We start from the raw sequence: 20365 nt of genomic DNA on the forward strand, positions 1-20365 counted from the left end.
CAGTTCGTGAACGTCGGCATCAACATCCCCACCGAACTCCCCGCCGCCGCGCAGGCCTACGCCGCCGCCGGCATCAAGGTCTTCCGCGTCCGGCGCAACAAGGCCCCCTACGCCAACTGCCCGCGGTGCGACCCCGAAAGCAGCCTCTACACCAAGCACCGCCCCGAGGACTGCGAGTGCGACGTCCCCACATGTCACGGCTTCTGGTCGGCTACGAACGACGTGGACCTCGTCACCCGCTGGTGGACCGAAGAACCCGACGCGAACATCGGTGCGCCCTGCAAGCTCAACGGCTGGGCAGTCATCGACGTCGACCCGCGCAACGGCGGCTACACGTCGCTCTGCGGCATCGAGGCACGCGTCGGGGTCCTGCCCGGCACCACCATGCAGATCACCGGGGGCGACGGCCTCCACATGCTGTACCTATCTCCCGGCTTCGACCTGCCGAAGGAGCCGTTCCCCGGGGTCGAGTTCAAGCACAACAACTACGTCGTGCTCGCCCCGTCCGTCCACCAGTCCGGATGCCGGTATCAATGGCCCGGCACCGAGAACACCTTCTTCAAGCCCGAGACGCCGTGGCCGTCCACGCTCCTCCCGCGCAAGGAGAGGCCCAAGCTGTCCCTCCGCCACCACGGCCGCGCAACCTCGCTCTCCGGGATCCGGCGGCCCGGCAAGCACTGGACCGTAGACACCCTTGTCCAGCACGTCATGGACAGCCGGGAGGGCGACCGCAACAACCGTCTCTACTTCGCCGCGTGCCGGGCTCACGAGACAGCATCCGAGGGGCACCTCGACCTACACGAAGCCCTCTCTGGCCTCTACGCCGCAGCCAGCGCCGTCGGCCTGGCTGAGAGGGACGCACACGCCACCATCGAGAGCGCTGCCAACCGGCCGTCCGACAGGTCGTGGGCCGCGTGACGACTACCGACTTCGAGGAGGCCGCCACCAGATTCTGGGGCGACGGCGAACCGGGCTACGAAGAGCAGGGCCCGGACGGCGAAAACCCCACCAAGGCCCGCATCGAACAGCTCCGCTCTCTCCTGGTGACGACCGACGGTCTCGACGGGATCCCCGAGCCCGAGCCGCTTATCGACGGGATGCTCTTCCTCGACTCGCTCGCATGGCTGTGGGGACCTCCCGGCAACGGGAAGTCGTTCGTCGCTCTGGACTGGTCGGCCTGCATCGCCCAGGGCATCCCGTGGGACCTGCGCGGCACGCGACGCGGGCAGGTGCTGTACCTCGTAGCCGAAGGCGTCTCGGGCATCCGCAAAAGGGTGCGGGCATGGGAGCACGAGTTCCGCGTCCCCATGGCCGGGGTGACCTTCCTTCCCGCCGCCGTCCAAATGATCAACGGGATCGACCGGTCCGCCCTGATCGAGATCGTCAAGGAACTGCGTCCCGTTCTTGTCGTCATCGACACGCAGGCCCGAGCCACGGTCGGCGTCGACGAGAACAGCAACACCGACGCGGGCAAGGTCGTCGACGCTGCCGAGAAGATCCGCGAGGCATCTGGCGCCTGCGTCTTGATGGTCCACCACTCCGGCAAGAGCGGCCTCGACATGCGCGGCGCATCCGCGTACAAGGGCGCCGCCACCTCCGAGATCAAGGTCACCAAGGACGGTGACTGGATCGACGTGCTCTGCGAGAAGCAGAAGGACGTCGAGGATTTCGCGCCCATCCGGCTTCGCCTCAAACCGGTGCAAACCTCATGCGTACTTACTGCCACGGACGACCCTGCCGCCACAACCGCCTTGGCAGTAAATGCGACGCTCCTTCTGGACGTCATGCGGCAGTCATTTGGCAGCATCGGCGCCTCGTCGACGCAGCTCAAAGCGGCTGCGGGACTGGCTGACCGGACCTTCTACCGGGAGCTAAGTGTGCTGGTCGACAGGGGTTTGATCACCCGGACCGGAAGCGATGCACGTCCTCGCTATTACCTACCCGAGGACGCTCCGCCACTCATTACTGCCAACGCTGCCAACGCTGCCACTGGCAGCGACTGACCATGACTGCCAATACTGCCACCCCCCTTTAGGGGTGGCAGTGCTGGCAGTGACAGTGACCGCCAGCAAGGAGAACCACATGCCCTACTCCATCGGATCCGTTCTCAACACCACGCCGGCTGACCCGGGATGGACCGTCACCGTGACCTCACCGTCCAGCGGCGACCCGACCGCATGCCCGGTCGTCTGCTGGGCCACGGTCGTCGTCGGCCACGACGCCATCGGTCAGATGCGCACGGAGGTCCAGGCCGCCTTCGTCCTGGACCGCGAGATCTGGACGGTGCATGGCCTCAACCAGGTCATCGAGACCGTCTACCGCTTGAACGCCCCGGGCTCGCTGTGAACGTCGACGACATAGTCGCGGCCAAGGTCGAGGCCGCCCGCGCCCGCATCGAGGCGACCAAGCGCCGCCGGGCCGCCCTCGCCGCCGCCCGCCAGCGCGGCCTCGCCCACCGGCACGCCGCCAAGCTCCGCAACCTGCATAGCCGAGACGGCGACGCAGATATGGGCCAGCCGCCCACAACCGTGGGGCTGCGCCCCACGGTTCACCCCGACCGTGGGGACATGCCCACGGTCCCTTCACCCGAGGAGACCCGGTGAGCAACGACTTCACCGACGCCGACGCCAAGGCCATCTGCGCCGAGCTCGGTATCGAGACCAAGACCATCACCGACGCCTTCGGCCGCACCCACGTCGTCGTCAACGCGGTCGGCATGCGCAAGCTCGCCGACCACGCGCCGATCGGCGCCGCAGCCGCGCACGCCACGGTCGACCAGCTCTTGGCGGCCGCCCGCGACCGCCACGAGGAGAACGGGTGATCACCACAGACCCGGCGGCATGACCTCCATTACGGAGGCCTTGCTCTCTGCTCTGACCCGCACGACACCGGCCGGGCCCGCGGATATCGGGCCCGGCCTCCCTCCCAGCATCCCGTAGTTGTGACCGTCACGGTCACAGCGCTCACCCGAAGGAGTCCGCCATGGCAGGCGAGACCGTGATCACCGTCGTCGGCAACCTGGTCGACGACCCCGAACTCCGCTTCACCCCGGCCGGCGCTGCCGTCGCCAAGTTCCGCATCGCGTCCACCCCGCGCATCTTCGACCGTCAGACCAACGAGTGGAAGGACGGCGACGCCCTCTTCCTGACCTGCTCGGTGTGGCGCCAGGCCGCCGAGAACGCGGCCGAGACCCTCACCCGCGGCATGCGCGTCATCGTCCAAGGCCGCCTCAAGCAGCGGTCCTACGAGGACCGCGAGCAGGTGAAACGGACCGTGTACGAGCTGGACGTCGACGAGGTCGGCCCGAGCCTGCTGCGCGCCAGCGCCAAGGTCACCAAGAATGCGCCCTCCGGCGGCACCCGTACCGCTCCCCCGGCCGCACAGCCTGCCACTGGCGGATGGGGCAGCGCGCAGCCTGCCGCGGCCGCTCCGGCCTCCGGCTACTCCGACGAACCGCCCTTCTAGGAGGCGACCACCATGGACATCAGCAGCCTGGCCATCGGCGCCGAGTTGGGCGCCGCCCTGACGCTCGTCAGCTACAACTTGGCCGTCATCGCCGGACAGCGCGCCCGGCGCCGCGATCAGATCGTCGCGAACCGGGAGCTCAAGAAGATGAACGCCGATCTGTTCCTGATCGACTTCAAAGCGGAACGCCTGCGCATCTGGATGCGGAGCGCCCGGTGATCTGTCTCCTGTGCGAGCGGCACGACGCGATGGGCGGCTACCTCTGCCCCGGCTGCGCCAAGGCGACCATCGTCCGCCTGGAACTACTGCCCAGGCTGTACGAGGGCCTGGCCGCGTTCCTCCACCCCGGCGCCCCGGTCCGCGTTGGCAGGGTGTCTGCCGCCGTGGACGCCCCCATGCCCGTTGCCGAGCTGCCCCTGACGATGCGCGGCCCGGGCGGCATGGTCGGCGTCACCGAGGACTGGCTGTCCGCCCTGCACCAGGACCGGCGGATGAGCGAGCCCGCCAGGCTGGGGACACACGAGCAGCGCCTGGCCCGCGCGGTTGCCGGGCTGCTGGCGAACATGCCGTGGATCGTCATGGCCTGGCCGACGGCCGGGGCGTTCGCCGAGGAGATCCGCGAGATCGCCAACTCGGCCCGCTCGGTGATCAGTCCCACCGATCCGACCGAGGTCGGGAAGCGCATCGGCGCCTGCCCGGCGATCGACGCCTCGGGTGTGATCTGCGGGGCCATCCTGCGGCACCGTCCCGGCGAGACCGTCATCGTCTGCCCGTGGTGCAACTGCTCGTTCCCGCCGGCCACCTGGCCCGGCCTGAAGGCGTTCATCGACCACGACGAGCGGAACGAAACCCGTCACGAAAAGGAGGCGGCATGGCCGAGCGCATCGTGACCTGCCGGTACCTGAAGGCCTTCGACACGCAGTGCACGGCCGAGGCGATCGACCCGGACGGCGAAGTGCTGATCTGCGTGCGGCACGCCGCGAAAGTGATGCGCACCGTCCAGGCCGCCGAGGCCTCGCTCAACCGGGCGTTCGACCGTCCGTCCCGCCATCGCTCGAACTAGCGGCAAAATTATGGAAGTTGAGCTGCGACCCCCTTGCGTTCCAACCCTAGGGTTGGATACGGTTCAGGGGATGGAAGCGAAACCCTGGCGGGATCGCGTACAGCAAGAGGAAGAGCTGGTGGAACAGCTCCAACTCCAGGTATCGCAGGCCGCCAAACGCCGAGCGGAAGCCCTGCTCGAAGGAGTCGCAGAACTCGGCTCCGTGGCCGAGGTCGCAAGAGCCCTCGGCCGCAGCTGGAACGCCGTAGACAAGGCGATCAAGAAGAACGGGCCGAGCAAGCCCAGCACAACCAAATAGAGCAGGGGCCGGACGACAGCTCTCCCGGGTGGTGGAACACCCGAGAGGCGCGCGCGTCGCCCGACCCCCTGACCGAGCGTTTCCTGACTAGACCAGGAGGCATCGGCTATGGCCGATCATTCCACGGGCACGCCCGCGTGCGTAGCCCAGCCCACCACGGACGACAACGTCCGGACCGTCCTCGTTGCGATCGCCGACCGGCTCACCAAGGTCCGGCCCGCCGGCGCGATGACCGAGGAATCCCGCCTCGCCCGCGCCCTCGCCCACACCGTCGAACTCCTCGGCTACGGCCGGGACGCCGAAGAGGCCGAGCACAGCGTCATCGCGCTCATGCCGCGCATCACCCGCCCGATCACCCGAGGCGAATACGCCCTCCTCCTCCGCAAGATCATCGCGGGGGGTGAGGAACTGTGAGCGGCGACAACATCGAGCCCCTCACCGGGATCCCGCAGGAGCGCCTCGACTGGCACTGGGGCGCCCTTGCCCACGACCCCGTCGTCTGCGCCGCCGAGCAGCCCGGCCAGCCCGGCTACCCGTGCATCCACAACACCCTGCACCACCCGCACCACGAGGACGTCCTCGGCCGAACCTGGCCGCTGCACGAACGGCGCCTGTTCGTCGCTCCGCCGCGCCTGATCGCCGGTGACGACCGCACCATCACCCTGGACACCACCGACCACGGCCCCGTGGTCCTGACCTGCCCGGCCTGGTGCATCGGCCACGACAGCTCACCCGGCGCGCGCATCGACATCTCCCACGAGAGCGTCGAGACCGTCCTGACGCTGCCCACGCCCGAAGGGGACGTCGACCATCTGACCGTCCTGTTCGAGCAGCGGCCCTTCGTGGCCATGTCGCCCGGTACGGGGATGTTCGCCAACGTTGAGATCAACGGCATGTTCCACCCCGCAGGTCCCGCAGACCTCGACGCCATCGCCGACGGCCTCGTCGCGAACGCCGCCGAACTCCGGGCCACCGCCCGCCGGCTCGCCGACATGGTTGCCGAGGAGCAGCCGCGGTGAACCAGTACTACACGTGGGCATCCGCCCACCCCTGGCCTGCCGGGGCGGCGTGCGCCGCCGCCCTGGCGGTCGCCGGGGGCACCATCCAGGCGGGCCGCGCACTCCTGCGCGGCTGGGACCGCCCGCCGGCCGCCGTGGTCGCCGCCGCGATCGCCGCCGCCGGCTGCACCGCCTACAGCGCCGACACCTCCTGGCGGTTCGCCGCCGATCACCTCGCCATGACCGACACGGCCGAACGCGCCGTCATGTTCGCCGCCGGTGAGGGCGCCCTGTTCTCCACCGCGCTCATGGCCCGGCAGAACCTCAACACCAGCGGCGCGCCCGGCGTACCCGGCGCCCTGGTCTGGGTCATCACCGGCGTCCAGATCATCCCCGCCTTCGCCGAGTCCGGGATCATCGGCGGAACCGTCCGCGCCTTCGTCGGCCCGATCCTCGCCGCGCTCCTGTGGCACCTCGCCATGGGCATCGAGCTGCGGCACGCCAAGCCCGGCGCCGGATCCCAGTCGCTGGCCGCTCTCGTCGCCCGCGAACTGCGCGAGCGGCTGCTGTCCCGGCTCGGCCTGGCCGTCCGCGACCGCACCGCCGAACAGATCACCCGCGACCGGTGGACAGCCCGCGCCGTCGACCTCGCCGCGCAGCTGGCCGGCATGCAGGCCTCCGACCGCGGCCACGCCCGCCTGGCCCGCCGCCTGTCCAAAGCGGTCGGCCGCGCACAGGTCGGCGCGCATCCGCAACAGCGGCGCGCACTCCTGCAACTCCTCTCGGCCCGGCTGCACTCGGCTGCACTCGCCACCCTCGACCTGCCCTCGCCGTGGGACATCCGCGAACCCGTCCGGCCGCCGAAGCCGGCGCCGGTCATCGCCTACCGGGAGCTGCGCGAGATGCAGCCGATGGACGCCGTACTCGCCGCATCCCGGGCGCATCCCGCCCTGCAACCGGACGAGCTGTGCGCCCTGCTCGGCGACCACGGCGTGGTCGTCTCCCCGACCCAGGTCGACATCGCCCTGCGCAGCTCTGCATCCGCGCATCCGCGCGCGCTCCTGCGTGCATCCGCCGCAGACCAGACCCTGTTCGCGGTCCATGCCCGGATAGACGAACAGCCGTCGCCGGACGCGTATCCGGGCGAGCCAGATGCACCGGATGCAGACGAGCCGGATGCGGATGCAGACCGCGCCCTGCTTCCGGATGCGCGCCGCGTCGACCAGGACCACGCAGCCCGTCACGGCCGCACGGCGCCGCTCCGCGTGTTGCAGAAGCAGCTGCGCATCGGCCAGCCGCGCGCCCAGCGGATGCGCGCACTCCTCGACGAGGAGACGCACCCGTGATCACCTTCCACGGCCTCGGCTACTGGGGCCTGTTCGCCGGACTGTCCGGGCTCGCACTCCTGCGCCTGCTCCCCCGTGACAGCGCCGCCCACCGCATCCTGCGCCGCGCCCTGCTCACCGCGGCCGCCATCGTCGCCGCGATCGTCGCGCTCTCGTACTGAGGAACCCTCATGAAGACCAGCCTGCTCGCCGCCATCGACACCGCGACCAACCGGACCATGGCCGCACCCAACTCGCCCTCGGGACAGGGCGGCTCCGTCCCCATCTCGGTCCTGCTGATCATCGTGCTCGGGCTGTGGGCCTGGAACATGCACAAGCACGGCAAGGACACCAAGAAGCTGAACCTCCTGCCCGGCTTCGTCTGCCTCGGCCTCGGCCTGTCCCTGTCCGGGACCCAGATCGGCGGCATGATCGGCCAGATCTTCGGCAACGTCGCCTCCATGCTCGCCACGTTCGCCGGCAACGCCTGACCGTGAGCGACCCCGAGGCCGACACCCTCGAACTGCCGCCCGTCCCCAACTTCGGGAACGGGCGGCCGAGGTGGGCCGCCCAGCGCATCCACCCCCGGCGCCTCGCAACCGGCAACCGCGCGCTCACCCGACGGCTCCGCGCCTGGGTCGCCGCCGAAGGCCAGGACCGCCGAGAACTGAAAGTCGCCGGACGCGCCGGAGCCCTCGGCCTCGTCGGACTGTTCGCCTGGCGCACCGGACACCAGCAACCGGCCCTCCTCGCTGCCGCAGCCGGGTCCTACGCCATCGCCGCCTGGCGAGCCGGACGCCCCGTACCGCCCACCGCCGAAGAGCTCCGCCGCCGCTTCCTCGAAGCGCTCCTGCCGCTCATTGGGGATCGGCCCGGGATTCACCTCGGGGAGCTGTACGCGACCCTCCAGTCCCGGCCGGCCGCCGCGCACCTCGACGACGCACGGCTGCGCGCGCTCCTCGTCCACTGCCAGGTCCCCATCCATAAGAGCCTGCGCATTGGCGAGCTCACCGGTCGCAGCGGCATCAAAGCCGCCGACCTTCAGGCCCTCCTCTCCCCCGAAACGCCTCCAACCCCTTCCGGCGATGTAGACGCAGGTCACGACGTCGCAGAAGGGGCTGTAGACCGCCCGTAGACCGGGCTGTAGACCACCGGAGAACCCGATGCGACACCACATCTGCGCCCTGATCCAGACCGCAACCGATCTTGTCTACTGCTCCAAATGCGGCTGGTGGTACCCAGCACACACCCACTGAGAAAGCGATCTACGGCAGGCGACAACAGCCGTTGTCGCCCGCACACTGGTTCCATGACCGCGCCTCTCCTCGTCGACCCCTACGCCGCGTTTGCGGCAACCGGGATCAAGCCCGGCACCATCCGCCAGTGGCTCCGCCGCGGCCACCTCACCCACCACGGCTACGACCGCGAAGGCCGAGCCCTCGTCGACCTCGACGAACTCCGCAACCGGCAATACCGCCAGGCCGCTTGACCACCATGAACAACGGGTGTAACAGTGGGGGCACGTTCAGCGTGTCCACACACCGCTGACCAGGACACACGAAGACCCCAGCCAATCCCCCCGGCTGGGGTCTTCGTCGTGTCCGGCCACAGACCGACGGGAGAGCCCATGACCGAGCAGCCGCCCATCCAGGCCAACGGGCTCGCCTGCATCCGCTGCGGCGCGCCTCCCGTCGTCCACTGGACCCGCAGACTCACCGACGACGAGTTCGACGCGTTCGTGGCCCTGGAGCAGGCCCGGCGCGACCTGGCAACGGCGCTCGCCGATCCACAGAAGCCTCCGCCCGACTTCGGGCCGCTTCCCGTCGAGTCCGACAACGCGCGCACCATCTACGCCTGCATCGACCACTCGATCAGCCTCGATGCCGCAGCCCTGGTACACGAAAAGAGCTGCGCCGCGCCACCCTGCAATTGCACGCCCGAGCCGGCGCCGCAGCCAGAACCCGCCCCGGATCCGGTCGAGTTGCCGCCCGGCTGGTCCGATGCCTAGGCCGAGGCCCTGCCTGGAATGTCGGCGCCTCACCCGCAACCCGTCACGCTGCGATTCCTGTGCGGCAGCCTTCGAGGCCAGGCGCGGATCGTCCACGCAGCGCGGGCTCGGCTCGGACTGGCGCAAGGTGCGTGGCCAAGCCGTGGCTGCCCATCGCCAGGTGTACGGCGACTGGTGCCCCGGCTACCAGGTGCCAGCCCACACCAGTACGGACCTCACTGGCGACCACATCACGCCCCGCAGCAAGGGCGGCACCAACACCCCGGACAACGTCGCCGTGCTCTGCCGGGCCTGCAACTCCCGCAAGCACAACAGCTGACCCCCCGGTCCAAGTTCTCAGGGATATCCACACAGTGGACCCCCCTCTCAGATTCCAGGGGTGGCCAGCCATACCCCCTGCCAGATCCTGGAGGCCCTATGCCTAGCGCCTGGGCGACCCCCCGTCACTGTTCCCTATGCACAGATCGGACAGGGCGCGGCGTACTGGAGTGGGCGCGCACCACGTGGTGGCGACGCCTCACCCGCAGATCCCCTGCCGTAGTCCTGCACGTACACGTGCAGGATGAGGCAGCACTGGAGCGTGAGTTGCACCAGGCGCTGAGCCAGACCGCGCGGCACTACAAGCCGTACCCACGCTGACCACCAGCGGCACCACCGCCCCAGCCCACGCCCCAGCCTGTAGCCAGCGCACACCACCACACCGCAGCACACAGCAGACGAGGCAAGAAGACCAAGGCAAGGTGCCTCACGAAAAGCAACGACCATCACACACAGTGAAGTTGCTTGCTCTGCGCGCACGCACCCGGGGGTACGGAAATCTTGAAAAGAAAGATCGTTAAGGGACCCCTGCCCCAGCCCCCAGACATGGCCGCAGATTTTTGACCCGGGGGGTCTCGCCAGGAGGTGGTGATCGTGACCGCTGGTCGGCCGCCAACGCCTACGGAACGTAAGCGAAAGCTCGGAAATCCCGGCAAGCGCACACTCCCGGAAGCCTCCAATGTCGTCGCGCTGCCTCCGGTTACTGACGACACGCCGGAGCACCTCGGCCCGGCCGGCGGCGCGGTGTGGCGGCTCGTCGTCGACGAGTGCAAGTGGCTGGCGGAGACCGACCGGCCTGCGCTGGTGCTGGTCTGCGAGAAGTTCGACCGCCGACAGAACTTTCTGGCCCGGCTGGAGTCGACGGAGCCGGTCCTGTTCACGGACAAGGGCTATGCGTACCCGAATCCGCTGGTCGGGATGCTGTCCACGCTGGAAACGGAGATCGCGAAGCTGCTGGCAGCACTCGGGATGACGCCGACGGACCGTTCCCGGCTCGGGGTGGCCGAGGTGAAGGCGAAGACGGCGTTCGAGGAGATGCTCTCGCGCAAGGCGCAGAGGAGCAGCTAGCGGAGCGGGGGCCGGCATGGATCCCCTGTGGCTGACCCCCGTTGACCGCGAAGACGTCGAGCGGGGCGACGGCCCGGACTTCGTCACCTTCGCCGAGCGTCTGCTGCGAGTCACGAAGGATTCGATCGGCGGGCCGTCCGGGTCGCTGCTCAAACTGCGTCCCTGGCAGGTCGACCTGGTGGGCGGTCTGCTTGCCCGGCGTGCGGACGGGCGGCTCAAGCACCGCCAGGCGCTCATCGGCATGCCCCGCAAGCAGGGCAAGTCCGCGTTGGGCGCGGGTATCGCGCTGTACGGGCTGGCCTTCGGTCCTGCGGGCGGCGAGGTGTACTCGATCGCTGCGGACAAGGAGCAGGCGCGGATCGTCTTCGGTACGGCGAAGAAGATGATCGATCTGGAGCCGGAGTTCGCGAACTACTTCAAGACCTACCGGGACGCGATCGAGATGCCGTCGACGGGGTCGGTGTACCGGGTCCTGTCGAGCGAGGCGTTCACGAAGGAGGGCCTCAACCCGCATCTGACGGTGGCCGACGAGGTCCATGCCCAGCCGAACCGCGAACTGTGGGACACGCTCTCCCTGGCATCGGGGGCTCGTGTCGAGCCGCTGATGGTCGGCATCACCACGGCCGGCGTCAAGTCGGACACGACGGGCAGGGACAGTCTCTGCTACTCGATGTACCAGTACGGATGTCAGGTCACCCGGGGCGAGTTCGAGGACCCGGCGTTCTACTTCGCCTGGTGGGGCGCTCCGGAAGGCGCCGATCACCGCGACGAGCGGACCTGGCACCTGGCCAACCCGGGGCTGGGCGACATTGTGTCGGTGGAGGACTTCCAGTCCTCGATCCGCCGCACACCAGAGGCCGAGTTCCGCACCAAGCGCCTGAACCAATGGGTGAACACGGCCGCCGCGTGGCTTCCGGCCGGCGCCTGGGACGCCTGCGCGGGCACCGGCGGCGTGCCGGATGGCGCAGAGGTTGCGCTCGGCTTCGACGGCTCGTTCAACAACGACAGTACGGCCCTGGTGGTCGTGTCCTGTCCGTCGGGCGATGAACTGCCCCACGTGGACGTGGTGGAGGCCTGGGAGCGCCCGTCGACGGCGGGAAACGACTGGACGGTGCCCATCGTGGACGTCGAGGCGGCGATCCGGGCGGCCTGCCGGCGCTGGAACGTTCGGGAGATCGTCTGCGACCCGTACCGGTGGGGCCGCACCTACCAGGTGCTCGAAGACGAGGGCCTGCCGGTCGTGGAGTTCCCGCAATCACCGGCCCGGATGATTCCGGCGACGACGCGGTTCTTCGAGGCGGTCATGAACCGGACACTCACGCATTCCGGGGATCCGAGGCTCGCCCGGCACCTTGCGAACTGCGTCGTCAAGACCGATGCCCGCGGCTCACGACTGTCGAAAGACGCCAAGGCCTCGCCCCGAAAGATCGACCTCGCGGTCAGCGCGGTCATGGCGCTCGAACGCGCCTGCACCGAGCCCGACCCAGAGCCTGAGCCCCAGTTCTTCAGCTGGGCCGACCTGTAGGGGGCGCCGTGCGACTGCCCAAGTGGACGCGCCCGCGCATCCCCCGCCGGCCGCTGTCCGATCTCGTCGACCTTGCGGGCCTCGGCTGCCTCGACACGGCGGCGTGGTGGCTGCACCCGGTCGCCGGCATGGCCGTTCTCGGCCTGTCTCTGCTGCTCGTCGGATGGGTGGTGGACCGTGAGCCTCCTGCGCAGAGCAGCTGAACAGCGCGTCTTCCGCCCGTTCGGGGACTCCTCGATCCCTACGAATGGCAGCTTGATGGCCCCGACGGCCTCGGGGATGGCGGTCAACGAGCAGACGGCGATGCAGCTGACCGCGGTATGGGCGTGCGTGCGGATCATCTCCACCACGCTGGCGAGTCTGCCGCTGTCTGCGATGACCGACAGGGGTGGCATCCAGGTCCCCGCGTCCCCCCAGCCAGTCATCGTGGCCGACCCTTTCGGCGGGGAGGGTGGCGGCGCACGCTTCCCGTCCCGGCGCGTCGGGATCAAGCAGATCGCCACGTCTCTGCTCCTGCGAGGCGACGGGTACGGCATGGTCACGGCCCGGGACTACCTCGCGCGCCCCACACGGGCCCAGGTGATCCACCCGGACCGCGTCAATGTCGAACTCGACGACGAGGGCGGCCGGACTTATGAGGTGGACCGGAAGCCCGTCCCGACCGAAGACATGATCCATCTGACCGCGATGTGCATGCCCGGTTCGCCCACAGGCATGTCGCCGATCGCCTACGCCCGCCAGTCCATCGGACTTGGGCTGGCCGCCGAGAAGTTCGGCGCCGGATTCTTCGGGCAAGGCGCCCACATGTCCGGCGTGATCACCGTGCCCGGGGATCTCGACAAGGGCAAGGCCCGGCAGATGAAGGAAGCGTTCGAGGCCTCGCATTCCGGGCTGAGCAACGCGCACGCGATCGGTGTCCTGTCCGGCGGCGCCGACTGGAAGTCGATCTCGGTCACACCCGAGGATGCGCAGTTCCTGGGGACGCGGGCCGCGCAGAACCTGGACATCGCGATGCTGTACGGGGTGCCGCCGCACATGCTCGGCCAGGTCGACCGCACCACGTCGTGGGGCACCGGCATTGAGCAGCAGTCGATCGGGTTCCTGACGTACACGCTCGCGGACTGGGTCGGCATCTTCGAGGACGCCTGGTCGGCGATGCTGCCGCGCACCCAGCGCGCCCGGTTCGACACGACGGAGTTGCAGCGCACGGACACGACCGGCCGCTACGCCGGATACGTCCAGGCCCGCACGGCCGGCCTGCTCACGCAGAACGAGATCCGCGCGAAGGAGAACATGCCGCCGGTGCCCGGTGGCGACGACCCGAACGCCCCACTGAACTCCGCGCACTCCGGGGACACCGGTGGTGCCGCACCTGCCCCGGAAGAGGAGCCGTGATGGACCTGTCCGCCCGGGCCGAGCGGCCCACCCACATCGAGCACCGCAACGTGCCGTTCAAGGGCGTCGCCCTGCGTGCCAAGCCGGACGGCACCGGCGGCGACACGCTGACGTTCACCGGGTACGCCTGCGTCACGGAGCAGGGGTACGAGATGGAGGACTGGCTCGGCGCCTACACCGAGGTCGTCCGCCAGGGTGCGTTCACCAAGACCCTGTCCGAGGGCGCCGACGTGCCGTTCCTCGTCAACCACGGTGGCCTCACGCTCGCCCGCACCAAGTCGGGGACGCTGCGCCTGGCCGAGGACGGCACCGGCCTCCACACCGAGGCCGACCTCGACCCCGCCTCCCCGCACGTCCAGGCGCTGCGCTCTGCGATGGACCGCGGCGACGTCGACGAGATGTCGTTCGGCTTCTGGGTGACCCGCCAGCAGTGGAGCCCTGACTTCGACCAGCGCGACATCCTCGAAGTCCGCCTGCACAAGGGTGACGTCAGCGTCGTGAACTTCGGCGCGAACCCCAACACGGCCGGCGCCCAGCTCAACGCCCGTGACGTCAGCGGGCAGTTGGATCGGCTGACCGCCGACGAGCGGCGCGACGTGTTCGAGCGCCTGGCCAACGAGTTCCAGGCCCCTGCCGCGGCCACCGGCCGCCGCCTCGGCCTGTACGACGCCCGCGCCCGCGCGCTGGCTCTCTGATCTGCACCACCCGCCCACGCCGCGCCGGAGCCGCGCCGCCGCTCACGCCGGACCCCAGCAGGGGCACCACCTGAGCCGCACCCAGGCCACCACCCGACACGGGCACGCCACCACCCACTCCCAGAAGGGAACCGCCATGTCCAAGGCCCTCATTGACGGCCTCATCAAGCGGCGTGCCGAGCGCAAGACCGAACTCGACGCACTGCTTGAGACCCCGACCGCCGAGAACCGCGACCTGAATGACGAGGAGCGCGGCAAGTTCGACGCGATCGAGAAGGAGATCCGCGAGATCGACGACCGCGTCAAGGAACTCGACGAGCAGCTGACCCGGGATGCTGCGGCGGCCGAGGTCGCCAAGCGGTACAAGGCGCCGGCGCCCGGCGAGGGTGTCCGATCCGAGCCGCGCACCTACCAGCGCGGCCTGCGTCACTCGTACTTCCTCGACCTGGCCCGCGTCGAGATGAAGCGCGGCGACGGCGACGGCGGCGTCGAAGCCGCCCACGACCGCATTCGCCGGCACGCGGCCGAGCTGGAGGTCGACATGCCGCGCCGTGAGGCGCAGCGCGCCAATCGCGCGGACCAGGAACTGCGGGGCATCGACAAGGGCTCGTCGTTCGAGAAGCGCACCAACCCCAACCGCACGGACGGCCAGGGCGGCTACTTCGTGCCGCCGCTGTGGCTGGTCGACGACTACATCGACCTGCCTCGTTTCGGCCGGACCTTCGCAAACAGCGTCCGCAACATGACGCTCCCATCCGGCACCGACAGCATCAACATCCCGAAGGTCGCCACCGGCGCCGCGGTCGGCGTGCAGACTGCGGACGCGGCTGCCGTGATCAGCCAGGACATGACCGATACGTTCGTGTCCGCGCCGGTGCGCACCCTCGCCGGCTCGCAGGACATCGCCATCCAGCTCCTGGACCAGTCTCCCGTAGGGTTCGACGAGATCGTCTTCGCCGACCTGATCGCCGACTACAACCGTCTGCTCGACTACCAGTGCATCAACGGCTCTGGAACGTCTGGCCAGCTCAAGGGCGTTCTCAACGTGTCCGGGATCAATGCGATCACGTACACCGACGCGTCCCCGACGCTCCCCGAGCTGTACGCCCCGGCCATGCAGGCACTCTCTCAGATCGCCAGCAAGCGCAAGGCGATGCCCACCGCGGTGTTCCTGACCCCGGCGCGCTGGTTCTGGATGGCCTCCCAGCTCGACTCGCAGAACCGGCCGTTCATCCTCCCGGAGACGCAGGCGCCCTTCAATCCGCTGGCACTTCAGACGGGCGGCGAAGTCGAGGGCCCCGTCGGCAGGATGCTGAACTTCCCGCTGATGGCGGACGGCAACATCCCCAACAACCTCGGCGCCGGAACCAACGAGGAGCGCATCATCGCGGCCCGCACCTCGGACCTGTTCCTGTGGGAGGGGTCCATGCGGACCCGCGCCCTCACCGAAGTGCTGTCCGGGACGCTCCAGGTCCGGCTCCAGGTGTACAACTACGCGGCGTTTATGCCCGACCGGCGTCCAGAGGCGATCTCGGTCATCTCCGGCACCGGCCTGGTCGCCCCGTCCGGATTCTGACCTCTTGAGCCCCCGGGGCGCCACCCGAGGGTGTGGCGCCCCGGGCCTTCCCTGACAGGAGTACCGCGATGCACGATCGTGTCGCTGAACTGGCCGGTCTCCGGGTGGAGCTGGCCGTGTGTGAGAACGGGCCGCGCGAGTCGCGGCGTAAGAAGACCGACGAGGTTCAGGAGCAGATCGACCGCGTGCGCGGCGAGCTGTCCGCCGAGGCCGAGGGGCTCGAAGAGCGGGCAAGGGTCCTGGGCGAAAGCGGGCAGGACGTTCCGGCCGCCGAGGCTGCCGTGGAGGCGCGCCGCATCCGCGCATCCCTCGGCGAGGACGCCCCGGAGCCGGCCGAGACCCGCAGGCGCGCAGGCTCGGGCGGAAAGCGCAACGCCGTGGCCCCCAAGGCCCCCGAGAACACCGAGGGGGGCGGTTCCTGATGCCGCTGACCAACGGCCGCTACCCGGCCAAGAATCCCCAGTGGATGGCCGCAGGTCAGCCGTCCGGGACCTACCGCACCAACCTGGAACGGGCCCTGGTCGTCTCCGACTTCGCGGCACTGACCACGCAGGTCATGCAGTCCACCCTGGTCTACCTCCAGGCCGGCGACCTGGTCACGAACCTCACGTTCAAGTCCGGGGCGACGGCGGCGGCAACACCCACGAACTGGTGGTTCGCCCTGTACAGCGACGACGCGACGCCGGTCCTGCTTGCGCAGTCCGCAGACCAGACCACCGGGGCGTGGGCGGCGAACACCGCCAAGACGCTCGCCTTGTCCAGCCCCGTCAACATCCCCCGCTCGGGGCTGTATTCGGCGGCCGTCATGGTCAAGGCGGGCACCACACCGAGCCTCCTCGGCGCCGGCACGATCCTGGGCGCCGTATCCGGGTTCGTCGCGAGCGACATGGTGCTGGCACAGAACTCCGGGGCCTCACTCGTCGCGACCGCACCGTCCACGATCACGGGCGGCTCCGCGATCGGGTTCGTGCCGCGCGTCGTCGCTACCTGAGGGGTGGGGCGCCGTGCCGTTGATCTACTACACCGGTCAGGACATCGGCCTGACGACAACGGTGGTCGACGACACCGGCGCCCCAGCGGCTGGGACGCCGACCGTCACGCTCACCGTTACCGATCCCGCCGGGACCATCACCACGCCGGCGACCGCGGCGGGCGGCTCCGGGGTGTACACGGCGGTCGTCCCGGCCGCCGCTACCGCCGGCGTGTGGCTGTACCGCTGGGTCGCCAACGGGACTGGCATCGGCTTCGTCGACGAAGGCCAGTTCAGCGTGCGGCCCCTCGGGGTGGAGCAGCTGGTCGACCTCGCGTCGGTCAAGGCCCACCTGAACATGAACCCGGACGACCACCGCCAGGACGACGAGCTGCAAGGGTTCATCCTCGCGGCCGCCGACCTCGCCAGGGACGTGGTGGGCCCAGTCCTGCCCGAGACTCACACCGAGTGGCACAACGGCGGCACGGCAACGCTCAGCCTCGACTGGCAGCCCGTCGCGTCCGTCCTGTCCGTCACCGAGTACGTTGCCGCCTCCAGCTGGCTGCTCACTGAACAGCCGCTGGGGACCTCGACGGACGCCTACGGCTACACCGTGGACCTTGTTCGCGGGCAGATCACCCGCCGCGCGACGGGCGGCGCCGTCTGCTTCCCGCACGGCATCAAGAACGTCAAGGTCGTCTACACGGCGGGGCGTTCGGGTGCGGTGCCGTGGAGCGTGCGCCTGGGAACGCTGGAGCTGATCCGGCACCTGTGGCAGCTCACCCAGCAGGGCGGCCGTACCCGGTTCGGCGGGAACGCTCTCGACGGCGCCGACGGCATCGGCGTACCGACCGGGTTCGCCCTTCCCCAGCGGGTCATCGAGCTGTGGGCGCCGCACCGAAGGGGGCCTGGCATCGCATGACCATTCCCTCATCGAGCGCGCCGGCGGTGCGCCGTTACCTGCACGACCAGTGCTCTGCCCAGCTCGCGGCGGACCCGCTGAACAAGCGGGTGTCGTTGCTGGTCTGCTACGACGACCCGGGCCCGAACGAGCCCGGCGACATCGTCTCCATCGGCAGGATCGCCCGCACGATCAACCCGAACAGCCTGGTCGGCTCTGGCGGGGCGGGCTGGCTCGAAGAGCAGTACACGGTGACCGTCACCATCGACCTGTTCCGCGGCGACGACAACGCCCAGGCCATCTTCGAGCGCGCGGCGCTCCTCGTGGACCAGGTGTGCGCGATCGTCCGCACCGACCCGTCCCTCGGCGGCCTGGTGCTGGAGTCCCGGCCCGTCTCCTCCGAGATCGAAGGCGAATGGGACGGCGAGAACCAGGGCCGCCACGTCTTGGCCACCCTCGAAATCCACTGCTACCAGCGCACCTAGGAGGCCGGCGTGGCCGCGTACACCTACCGGGGCACGGAACCCCGCTACTACCCGGGCCTCGGCATCGAGGCCGTACCCGGCCTGTCGGCCGACCTCGACGAAGACCCCGGAGACGGCCGCTGGCAGCCGACCCGGCCCAAGGGCGTGGCCAAGCCCGCCACGAAGGATGGTGAGTGATGCCCCAGCCCACATTCCGCAGCTTCCTCGGGATCGCGAAGGAGACCACGTTCGGCACGGCCGTGGCCGCCACGAACTTCATCCCCGTGAAGTCGATGAAGCCGAAGGACAAGCAGACCCTGCTCGACGACGCGGGCATGCGCGGCTCGATGGTCGACTCCTACGGGAAGATCTCCGGCCCGCTCACCAGTGAGTACGACTTCGACGGGGACGTCTTCCCCGACACCGTGGGCTTCCCGCTCGCGGGTGTCCTCGGCGACGTGACGACGACCGGCGCCTCCGCGCCGTACACGCACGCCATGGCCGTCCTGAACACCGGCACGGGCCAGCCGCCGTCCTACACGCTCTCGGACTACTACACGATCACCACCCGCCAGTACGCGGGCGCGAAGATCTCGGAGGTGGGCCTGAAGTTCTCCGGCGACGGCCTGCTGACCTACAGCGCGAAGGCCGTAGCGCTCGGCTCTGCCCCGGCGTCGGCGCCGACCCCTTCGTACACGGCGGTCCCGCCGATTGCCGGCTGGGTCGGTGCGGTCACGATCGGCGGCTCGGCCTCGACGATCCTCATCGACGGCGAGTGCAGCATCAAGCGCCCGGTCGACGTGATCCACACCGTGGACGGCACGGCGGCGCCCTATGCCCTGTGGTCGGGCGCGGTCTCGGTCAACGGCAAGCTGACGCTCGTCATGGAGGACGACACCCAGCTCCTGAACTACCTGAACAACTCTCAGCCGTCCCTGGACATCAACTACAGCCAGGGCGCGGCGGCCGCGTTGGTGCAGGTGAAGCTCCACATGACCAAGTGTGCTTTCACCGACGCCGAGATCGACCGCGGCAAGGACTACATCGCCCTGTCCGTGAACTACGAGGCGGTCGCCAACACCACCGACGTCGGCGGCAGCGGCGGCTACTCGCCGATCAAGGTCACCCTCCAGAACGCACTCGCCACGGGGACGTACAAGTGACAGACCTCGACATCACGCAGGCCAACCGCGTCCCGCTGCCTGGCGGGTGGGCCGACCTGCGGCCCGTCTGCGACATCACCGAGCGGATGCGGCGCCCGATCAAGAAGCTCTCGGCCAAGCTCAGCAGCTACCCGACGTTCATGGCTGCGATCGCCGAGGCCAAGGAGTCCAGCGCCGACGGCTCCGAGCTCACGCCCGAGGAGGAACTGAAGATCGCGGCAGCCATGGGCGATGCGTTCGACGTCCTCGAAGAGCTCCAGGACCAGTTGGTGGTCGCTGCCGTGCGCGGCTGGTCGTGGGACTTCCCCGTCGAAGCCGATCTGGTGCTGGATCTGCCCGCCCCGGCCCTGGACGCGCTGCGTAAGGCCGTCTCTCCGTACCAGGGCGCCCTCAACCCGAACTTCGACCCCGACCCCGACCCGGCGTCCCCTACCGAGCCCTCCAGCGTCTGAGGGGCCAGCTGGAGGGGGCGTTCGAGTACGACCCGGTAGATCTTCCTGCCGAGGAGTACCGCACATGGCAACTGTGCACGATGCTCCACTGCACGCCGAACGACCTCGACGACCAGTCGGCGGTCCAACTCGACTGGCTGCTCGCCGTGGACCACACCGTCGCCAGGCTGCGCGCGGATCAAGAGAGGCGGGCGGCCAATGGGTGAGCTGGGCATCGTTGTACGCGGGGCGAAGGACTGCGAGGCGGCCCTGACCGCGATGGACGCCCGTATCAACGTGGCGACTCTGAAGGCCCTGAAGGCCTCGCAGACGGCTGCGAAGGCGGCCGTGAAGTCGGCCATGCGCGGCCGGCCGAGATGGGATCACCGCGGCAAGTCGAAACGCACTGGCCCGGACGTCAGCCTGCACCTGACGCCCCACCACGTCTCGAAGGGCGGCGGCCCGGGCAAGCTGACCGGCCGCCTGTATGGAGCGGTCGGCGTCGTCAAGCGCCCGAAGCCTCTGCCCGAGGGCGGCTTTAAGGGCGGCGTCGGATGCGGCGGCAAAGACAGCGTGACGAACAACTACCGCACCGTCATTGAAGCCCAGTACCCGTACATGAAGCCCGGCATCAAGAAGGCCGAGCCGAAGATGGCCGTGGTCTGGCAGGCGGCTTGGGCGAAGGCGATCCGCTAACCGAAG

The 20365-nt window shown here is 69.4% G+C and carries 34 protein-coding genes; all 34 read left to right on the top strand.

Going from position 1 to position 20365, the window contains the following annotated elements; all coding sequences use genetic code 11:
* The first annotated feature begins 6 nt into the window (after positions 1-6).
* Complete coding sequence (locus tag CG740_RS37205) at positions 7-918, top strand: bifunctional DNA primase/polymerase (RefSeq protein ID WP_100579749.1); 912 nt, start codon at positions 7-9, stop codon at positions 916-918.
* Positions 915-2003, top strand: a complete 1089-nt coding sequence (locus CG740_RS37210) for an AAA family ATPase (RefSeq protein ID WP_159030532.1) — start codon at positions 915-917, stop codon at positions 2001-2003. Before CG740_RS37205 ends, CG740_RS37210 begins: the two co-directional genes overlap by 4 nt.
* Before the next feature lie 79 nt (positions 2004-2082).
* Entirely contained in the window at positions 2083-2346 is a 264-nt protein-coding gene (locus CG740_RS37215; protein WP_100579751.1) for a hypothetical protein, read from the top strand.
* A complete protein-coding gene (locus CG740_RS37220) occupies positions 2343-2603 on the top strand; it encodes a hypothetical protein (protein ID WP_100579752.1) in 261 nt (86 codons plus the stop codon). The genes CG740_RS37215 and CG740_RS37220 overlap by 4 nt, the downstream gene beginning before the upstream one ends.
* Positions 2600-2821: a hypothetical protein gene (locus CG740_RS37225; RefSeq protein ID WP_100579753.1), complete on the top strand. Its 222-nt coding sequence runs from the start codon at positions 2600-2602 to the stop codon at positions 2819-2821. Before CG740_RS37220 ends, CG740_RS37225 begins: the two co-directional genes overlap by 4 nt.
* 161 nt (positions 2822-2982) lie before the next feature.
* Positions 2983-3465 (top strand): single-stranded DNA-binding protein, encoded by a 483-nt coding sequence (locus CG740_RS37230; protein WP_100579754.1) that lies wholly within the window; start codon positions 2983-2985, stop codon positions 3463-3465.
* Positions 3466-3477: 12 nt separating this feature from the next.
* Positions 3478-3684 (top strand): hypothetical protein, encoded by a 207-nt coding sequence (locus tag CG740_RS37235; RefSeq protein ID WP_100579755.1) that lies wholly within the window; start codon positions 3478-3480, stop codon positions 3682-3684.
* The gene (locus tag CG740_RS37240; RefSeq protein WP_234376717.1) at positions 3681-4355 is read left to right on the top strand and encodes a hypothetical protein; all 675 of its coding nucleotides are present in this window, start codon (positions 3681-3683) and stop codon (positions 4353-4355) included. The genes CG740_RS37235 and CG740_RS37240 overlap by 4 nt, the downstream gene beginning before the upstream one ends.
* Positions 4337-4528, top strand: coding sequence for a hypothetical protein (locus tag CG740_RS37245; RefSeq protein WP_100579756.1), 192 nt, complete (start codon positions 4337-4339; stop codon positions 4526-4528). The genes CG740_RS37240 and CG740_RS37245 overlap by 19 nt, the downstream gene beginning before the upstream one ends.
* Positions 4529-4646: 118 nt before the next feature.
* A complete protein-coding gene (locus CG740_RS37250) occupies positions 4647-4826 on the top strand; it encodes a hypothetical protein (RefSeq protein ID WP_234376718.1) in 180 nt (59 codons plus the stop codon).
* 108 nt (positions 4827-4934) lie between these two features.
* Entirely contained in the window at positions 4935-5240 is a 306-nt protein-coding gene (locus tag CG740_RS37255) for a hypothetical protein (protein WP_100579758.1), read from the top strand.
* Complete coding sequence (locus CG740_RS37260) at positions 5237-5845, top strand: DUF6907 domain-containing protein (RefSeq protein ID WP_100579759.1); 609 nt, start codon at positions 5237-5239, stop codon at positions 5843-5845. The genes CG740_RS37255 and CG740_RS37260 overlap by 4 nt, the downstream gene beginning before the upstream one ends.
* Complete coding sequence (locus CG740_RS37265; protein ID WP_234376719.1) at positions 5842-7170, top strand: hypothetical protein; 1329 nt, start codon at positions 5842-5844, stop codon at positions 7168-7170. The genes CG740_RS37260 and CG740_RS37265 overlap by 4 nt, the downstream gene beginning before the upstream one ends.
* Complete coding sequence (locus CG740_RS40085; protein WP_159030533.1) at positions 7167-7331, top strand: hypothetical protein; 165 nt, start codon at positions 7167-7169, stop codon at positions 7329-7331. Before CG740_RS37265 ends, CG740_RS40085 begins: the two co-directional genes overlap by 4 nt.
* 9 nt (positions 7332-7340) lie before the next feature.
* A complete protein-coding gene (locus tag CG740_RS37270; RefSeq protein ID WP_100579760.1) occupies positions 7341-7640 on the top strand; it encodes a hypothetical protein in 300 nt (99 codons plus the stop codon).
* 2 nt (positions 7641-7642) lie between these two features.
* Complete coding sequence (locus CG740_RS37275; protein ID WP_100579761.1) at positions 7643-8284, top strand: hypothetical protein; 642 nt, start codon at positions 7643-7645, stop codon at positions 8282-8284.
* 174 nt (positions 8285-8458) lie between these two features.
* On the top strand, positions 8459-8638 hold the full coding sequence (locus tag CG740_RS37280) for a hypothetical protein (protein ID WP_100579762.1): 180 nt from the start codon (positions 8459-8461) through the stop codon (positions 8636-8638).
* A 138-nt stretch (positions 8639-8776) separates the two neighbouring features.
* Positions 8777-9157 (top strand): hypothetical protein, encoded by a 381-nt coding sequence (locus CG740_RS37285; RefSeq protein WP_100579763.1) that lies wholly within the window; start codon positions 8777-8779, stop codon positions 9155-9157.
* 142 nt (positions 9158-9299) lie between these two features.
* Positions 9300-9476, top strand: a complete 177-nt coding sequence (locus CG740_RS41365) for an HNH endonuclease (protein ID WP_234376720.1) — start codon at positions 9300-9302, stop codon at positions 9474-9476.
* A gap of 587 nt (positions 9477-10063) precedes the next feature.
* Positions 10064-10543 carry a phage terminase small subunit P27 family gene (locus CG740_RS37295; protein ID WP_159030534.1) on the top strand — a complete coding sequence of 160 codons (480 nt, stop codon included), beginning with the start codon at positions 10064-10066 and terminating at the stop codon, positions 10541-10543.
* A 16-nt stretch (positions 10544-10559) separates the two neighbouring features.
* Positions 10560-12068, top strand: a complete 1509-nt coding sequence (locus tag CG740_RS37300) for a terminase large subunit domain-containing protein (RefSeq protein WP_100579766.1) — start codon at positions 10560-10562, stop codon at positions 12066-12068.
* 8 nt (positions 12069-12076) lie between these two features.
* Positions 12077-12271 carry a hypothetical protein gene (locus CG740_RS37305; RefSeq protein WP_100579767.1) on the top strand — a complete coding sequence of 65 codons (195 nt, stop codon included), beginning with the start codon at positions 12077-12079 and terminating at the stop codon, positions 12269-12271.
* A gap of 55 nt (positions 12272-12326) precedes the next feature.
* Positions 12327-13463 carry a phage portal protein gene (locus CG740_RS37310; protein ID WP_234376732.1) on the top strand — a complete coding sequence of 379 codons (1137 nt, stop codon included), beginning with the start codon at positions 12327-12329 and terminating at the stop codon, positions 13461-13463.
* A complete protein-coding gene (locus CG740_RS37315) occupies positions 13463-14158 on the top strand; it encodes an HK97 family phage prohead protease (protein ID WP_159030535.1) in 696 nt (231 codons plus the stop codon). Before CG740_RS37310 ends, CG740_RS37315 begins: the two co-directional genes overlap by 1 nt.
* A gap of 136 nt (positions 14159-14294) precedes the next feature.
* The gene (locus tag CG740_RS37320) at positions 14295-15734 is read left to right on the top strand and encodes a phage major capsid protein (RefSeq protein WP_100579769.1); all 1440 of its coding nucleotides are present in this window, start codon (positions 14295-14297) and stop codon (positions 15732-15734) included.
* 68 nt (positions 15735-15802) lie between these two features.
* A complete protein-coding gene (locus tag CG740_RS37325; RefSeq protein WP_100579770.1) occupies positions 15803-16156 on the top strand; it encodes a hypothetical protein in 354 nt (117 codons plus the stop codon).
* Positions 16156-16725, top strand: a complete 570-nt coding sequence (locus CG740_RS37330) for a hypothetical protein (protein ID WP_100579771.1) — start codon at positions 16156-16158, stop codon at positions 16723-16725. Before CG740_RS37325 ends, CG740_RS37330 begins: the two co-directional genes overlap by 1 nt.
* A 13-nt stretch (positions 16726-16738) precedes the next feature.
* Positions 16739-17626, top strand: coding sequence for a phage gp6-like head-tail connector protein (locus CG740_RS37335; protein WP_100579772.1), 888 nt, complete (start codon positions 16739-16741; stop codon positions 17624-17626).
* Positions 17623-18090, top strand: coding sequence for a hypothetical protein (locus tag CG740_RS37340; protein WP_100579773.1), 468 nt, complete (start codon positions 17623-17625; stop codon positions 18088-18090). The genes CG740_RS37335 and CG740_RS37340 overlap by 4 nt, the downstream gene beginning before the upstream one ends.
* A 9-nt stretch (positions 18091-18099) precedes the next feature.
* On the top strand, positions 18100-18267 hold the full coding sequence (locus tag CG740_RS40090) for a hypothetical protein (protein ID WP_159030536.1): 168 nt from the start codon (positions 18100-18102) through the stop codon (positions 18265-18267).
* Positions 18267-19232 (top strand): phage tail tube protein, encoded by a 966-nt coding sequence (locus CG740_RS37345; RefSeq protein WP_100579774.1) that lies wholly within the window; start codon positions 18267-18269, stop codon positions 19230-19232. The genes CG740_RS40090 and CG740_RS37345 overlap by 1 nt, the downstream gene beginning before the upstream one ends.
* Complete coding sequence (locus CG740_RS37350; protein ID WP_100579775.1) at positions 19229-19684, top strand: hypothetical protein; 456 nt, start codon at positions 19229-19231, stop codon at positions 19682-19684. Before CG740_RS37345 ends, CG740_RS37350 begins: the two co-directional genes overlap by 4 nt.
* Before the next feature lie 80 nt (positions 19685-19764).
* A complete protein-coding gene (locus tag CG740_RS41680) occupies positions 19765-19890 on the top strand; it encodes a hypothetical protein (RefSeq protein ID WP_267895445.1) in 126 nt (41 codons plus the stop codon).
* On the top strand, positions 19883-20359 hold the full coding sequence (locus CG740_RS37360) for a hypothetical protein (protein ID WP_100579777.1): 477 nt from the start codon (positions 19883-19885) through the stop codon (positions 20357-20359). The genes CG740_RS41680 and CG740_RS37360 overlap by 8 nt, the downstream gene beginning before the upstream one ends.
* Positions 20360-20365: the final 6 nt, after the last annotated feature.

This window comes from Streptomyces sp. CB01201 (genome assembly GCF_002803085.1).
Classification (GTDB): Bacteria; Actinomycetota; Actinomycetes; order Streptomycetales; family Streptomycetaceae; genus Streptomyces; species Streptomyces hundungensis.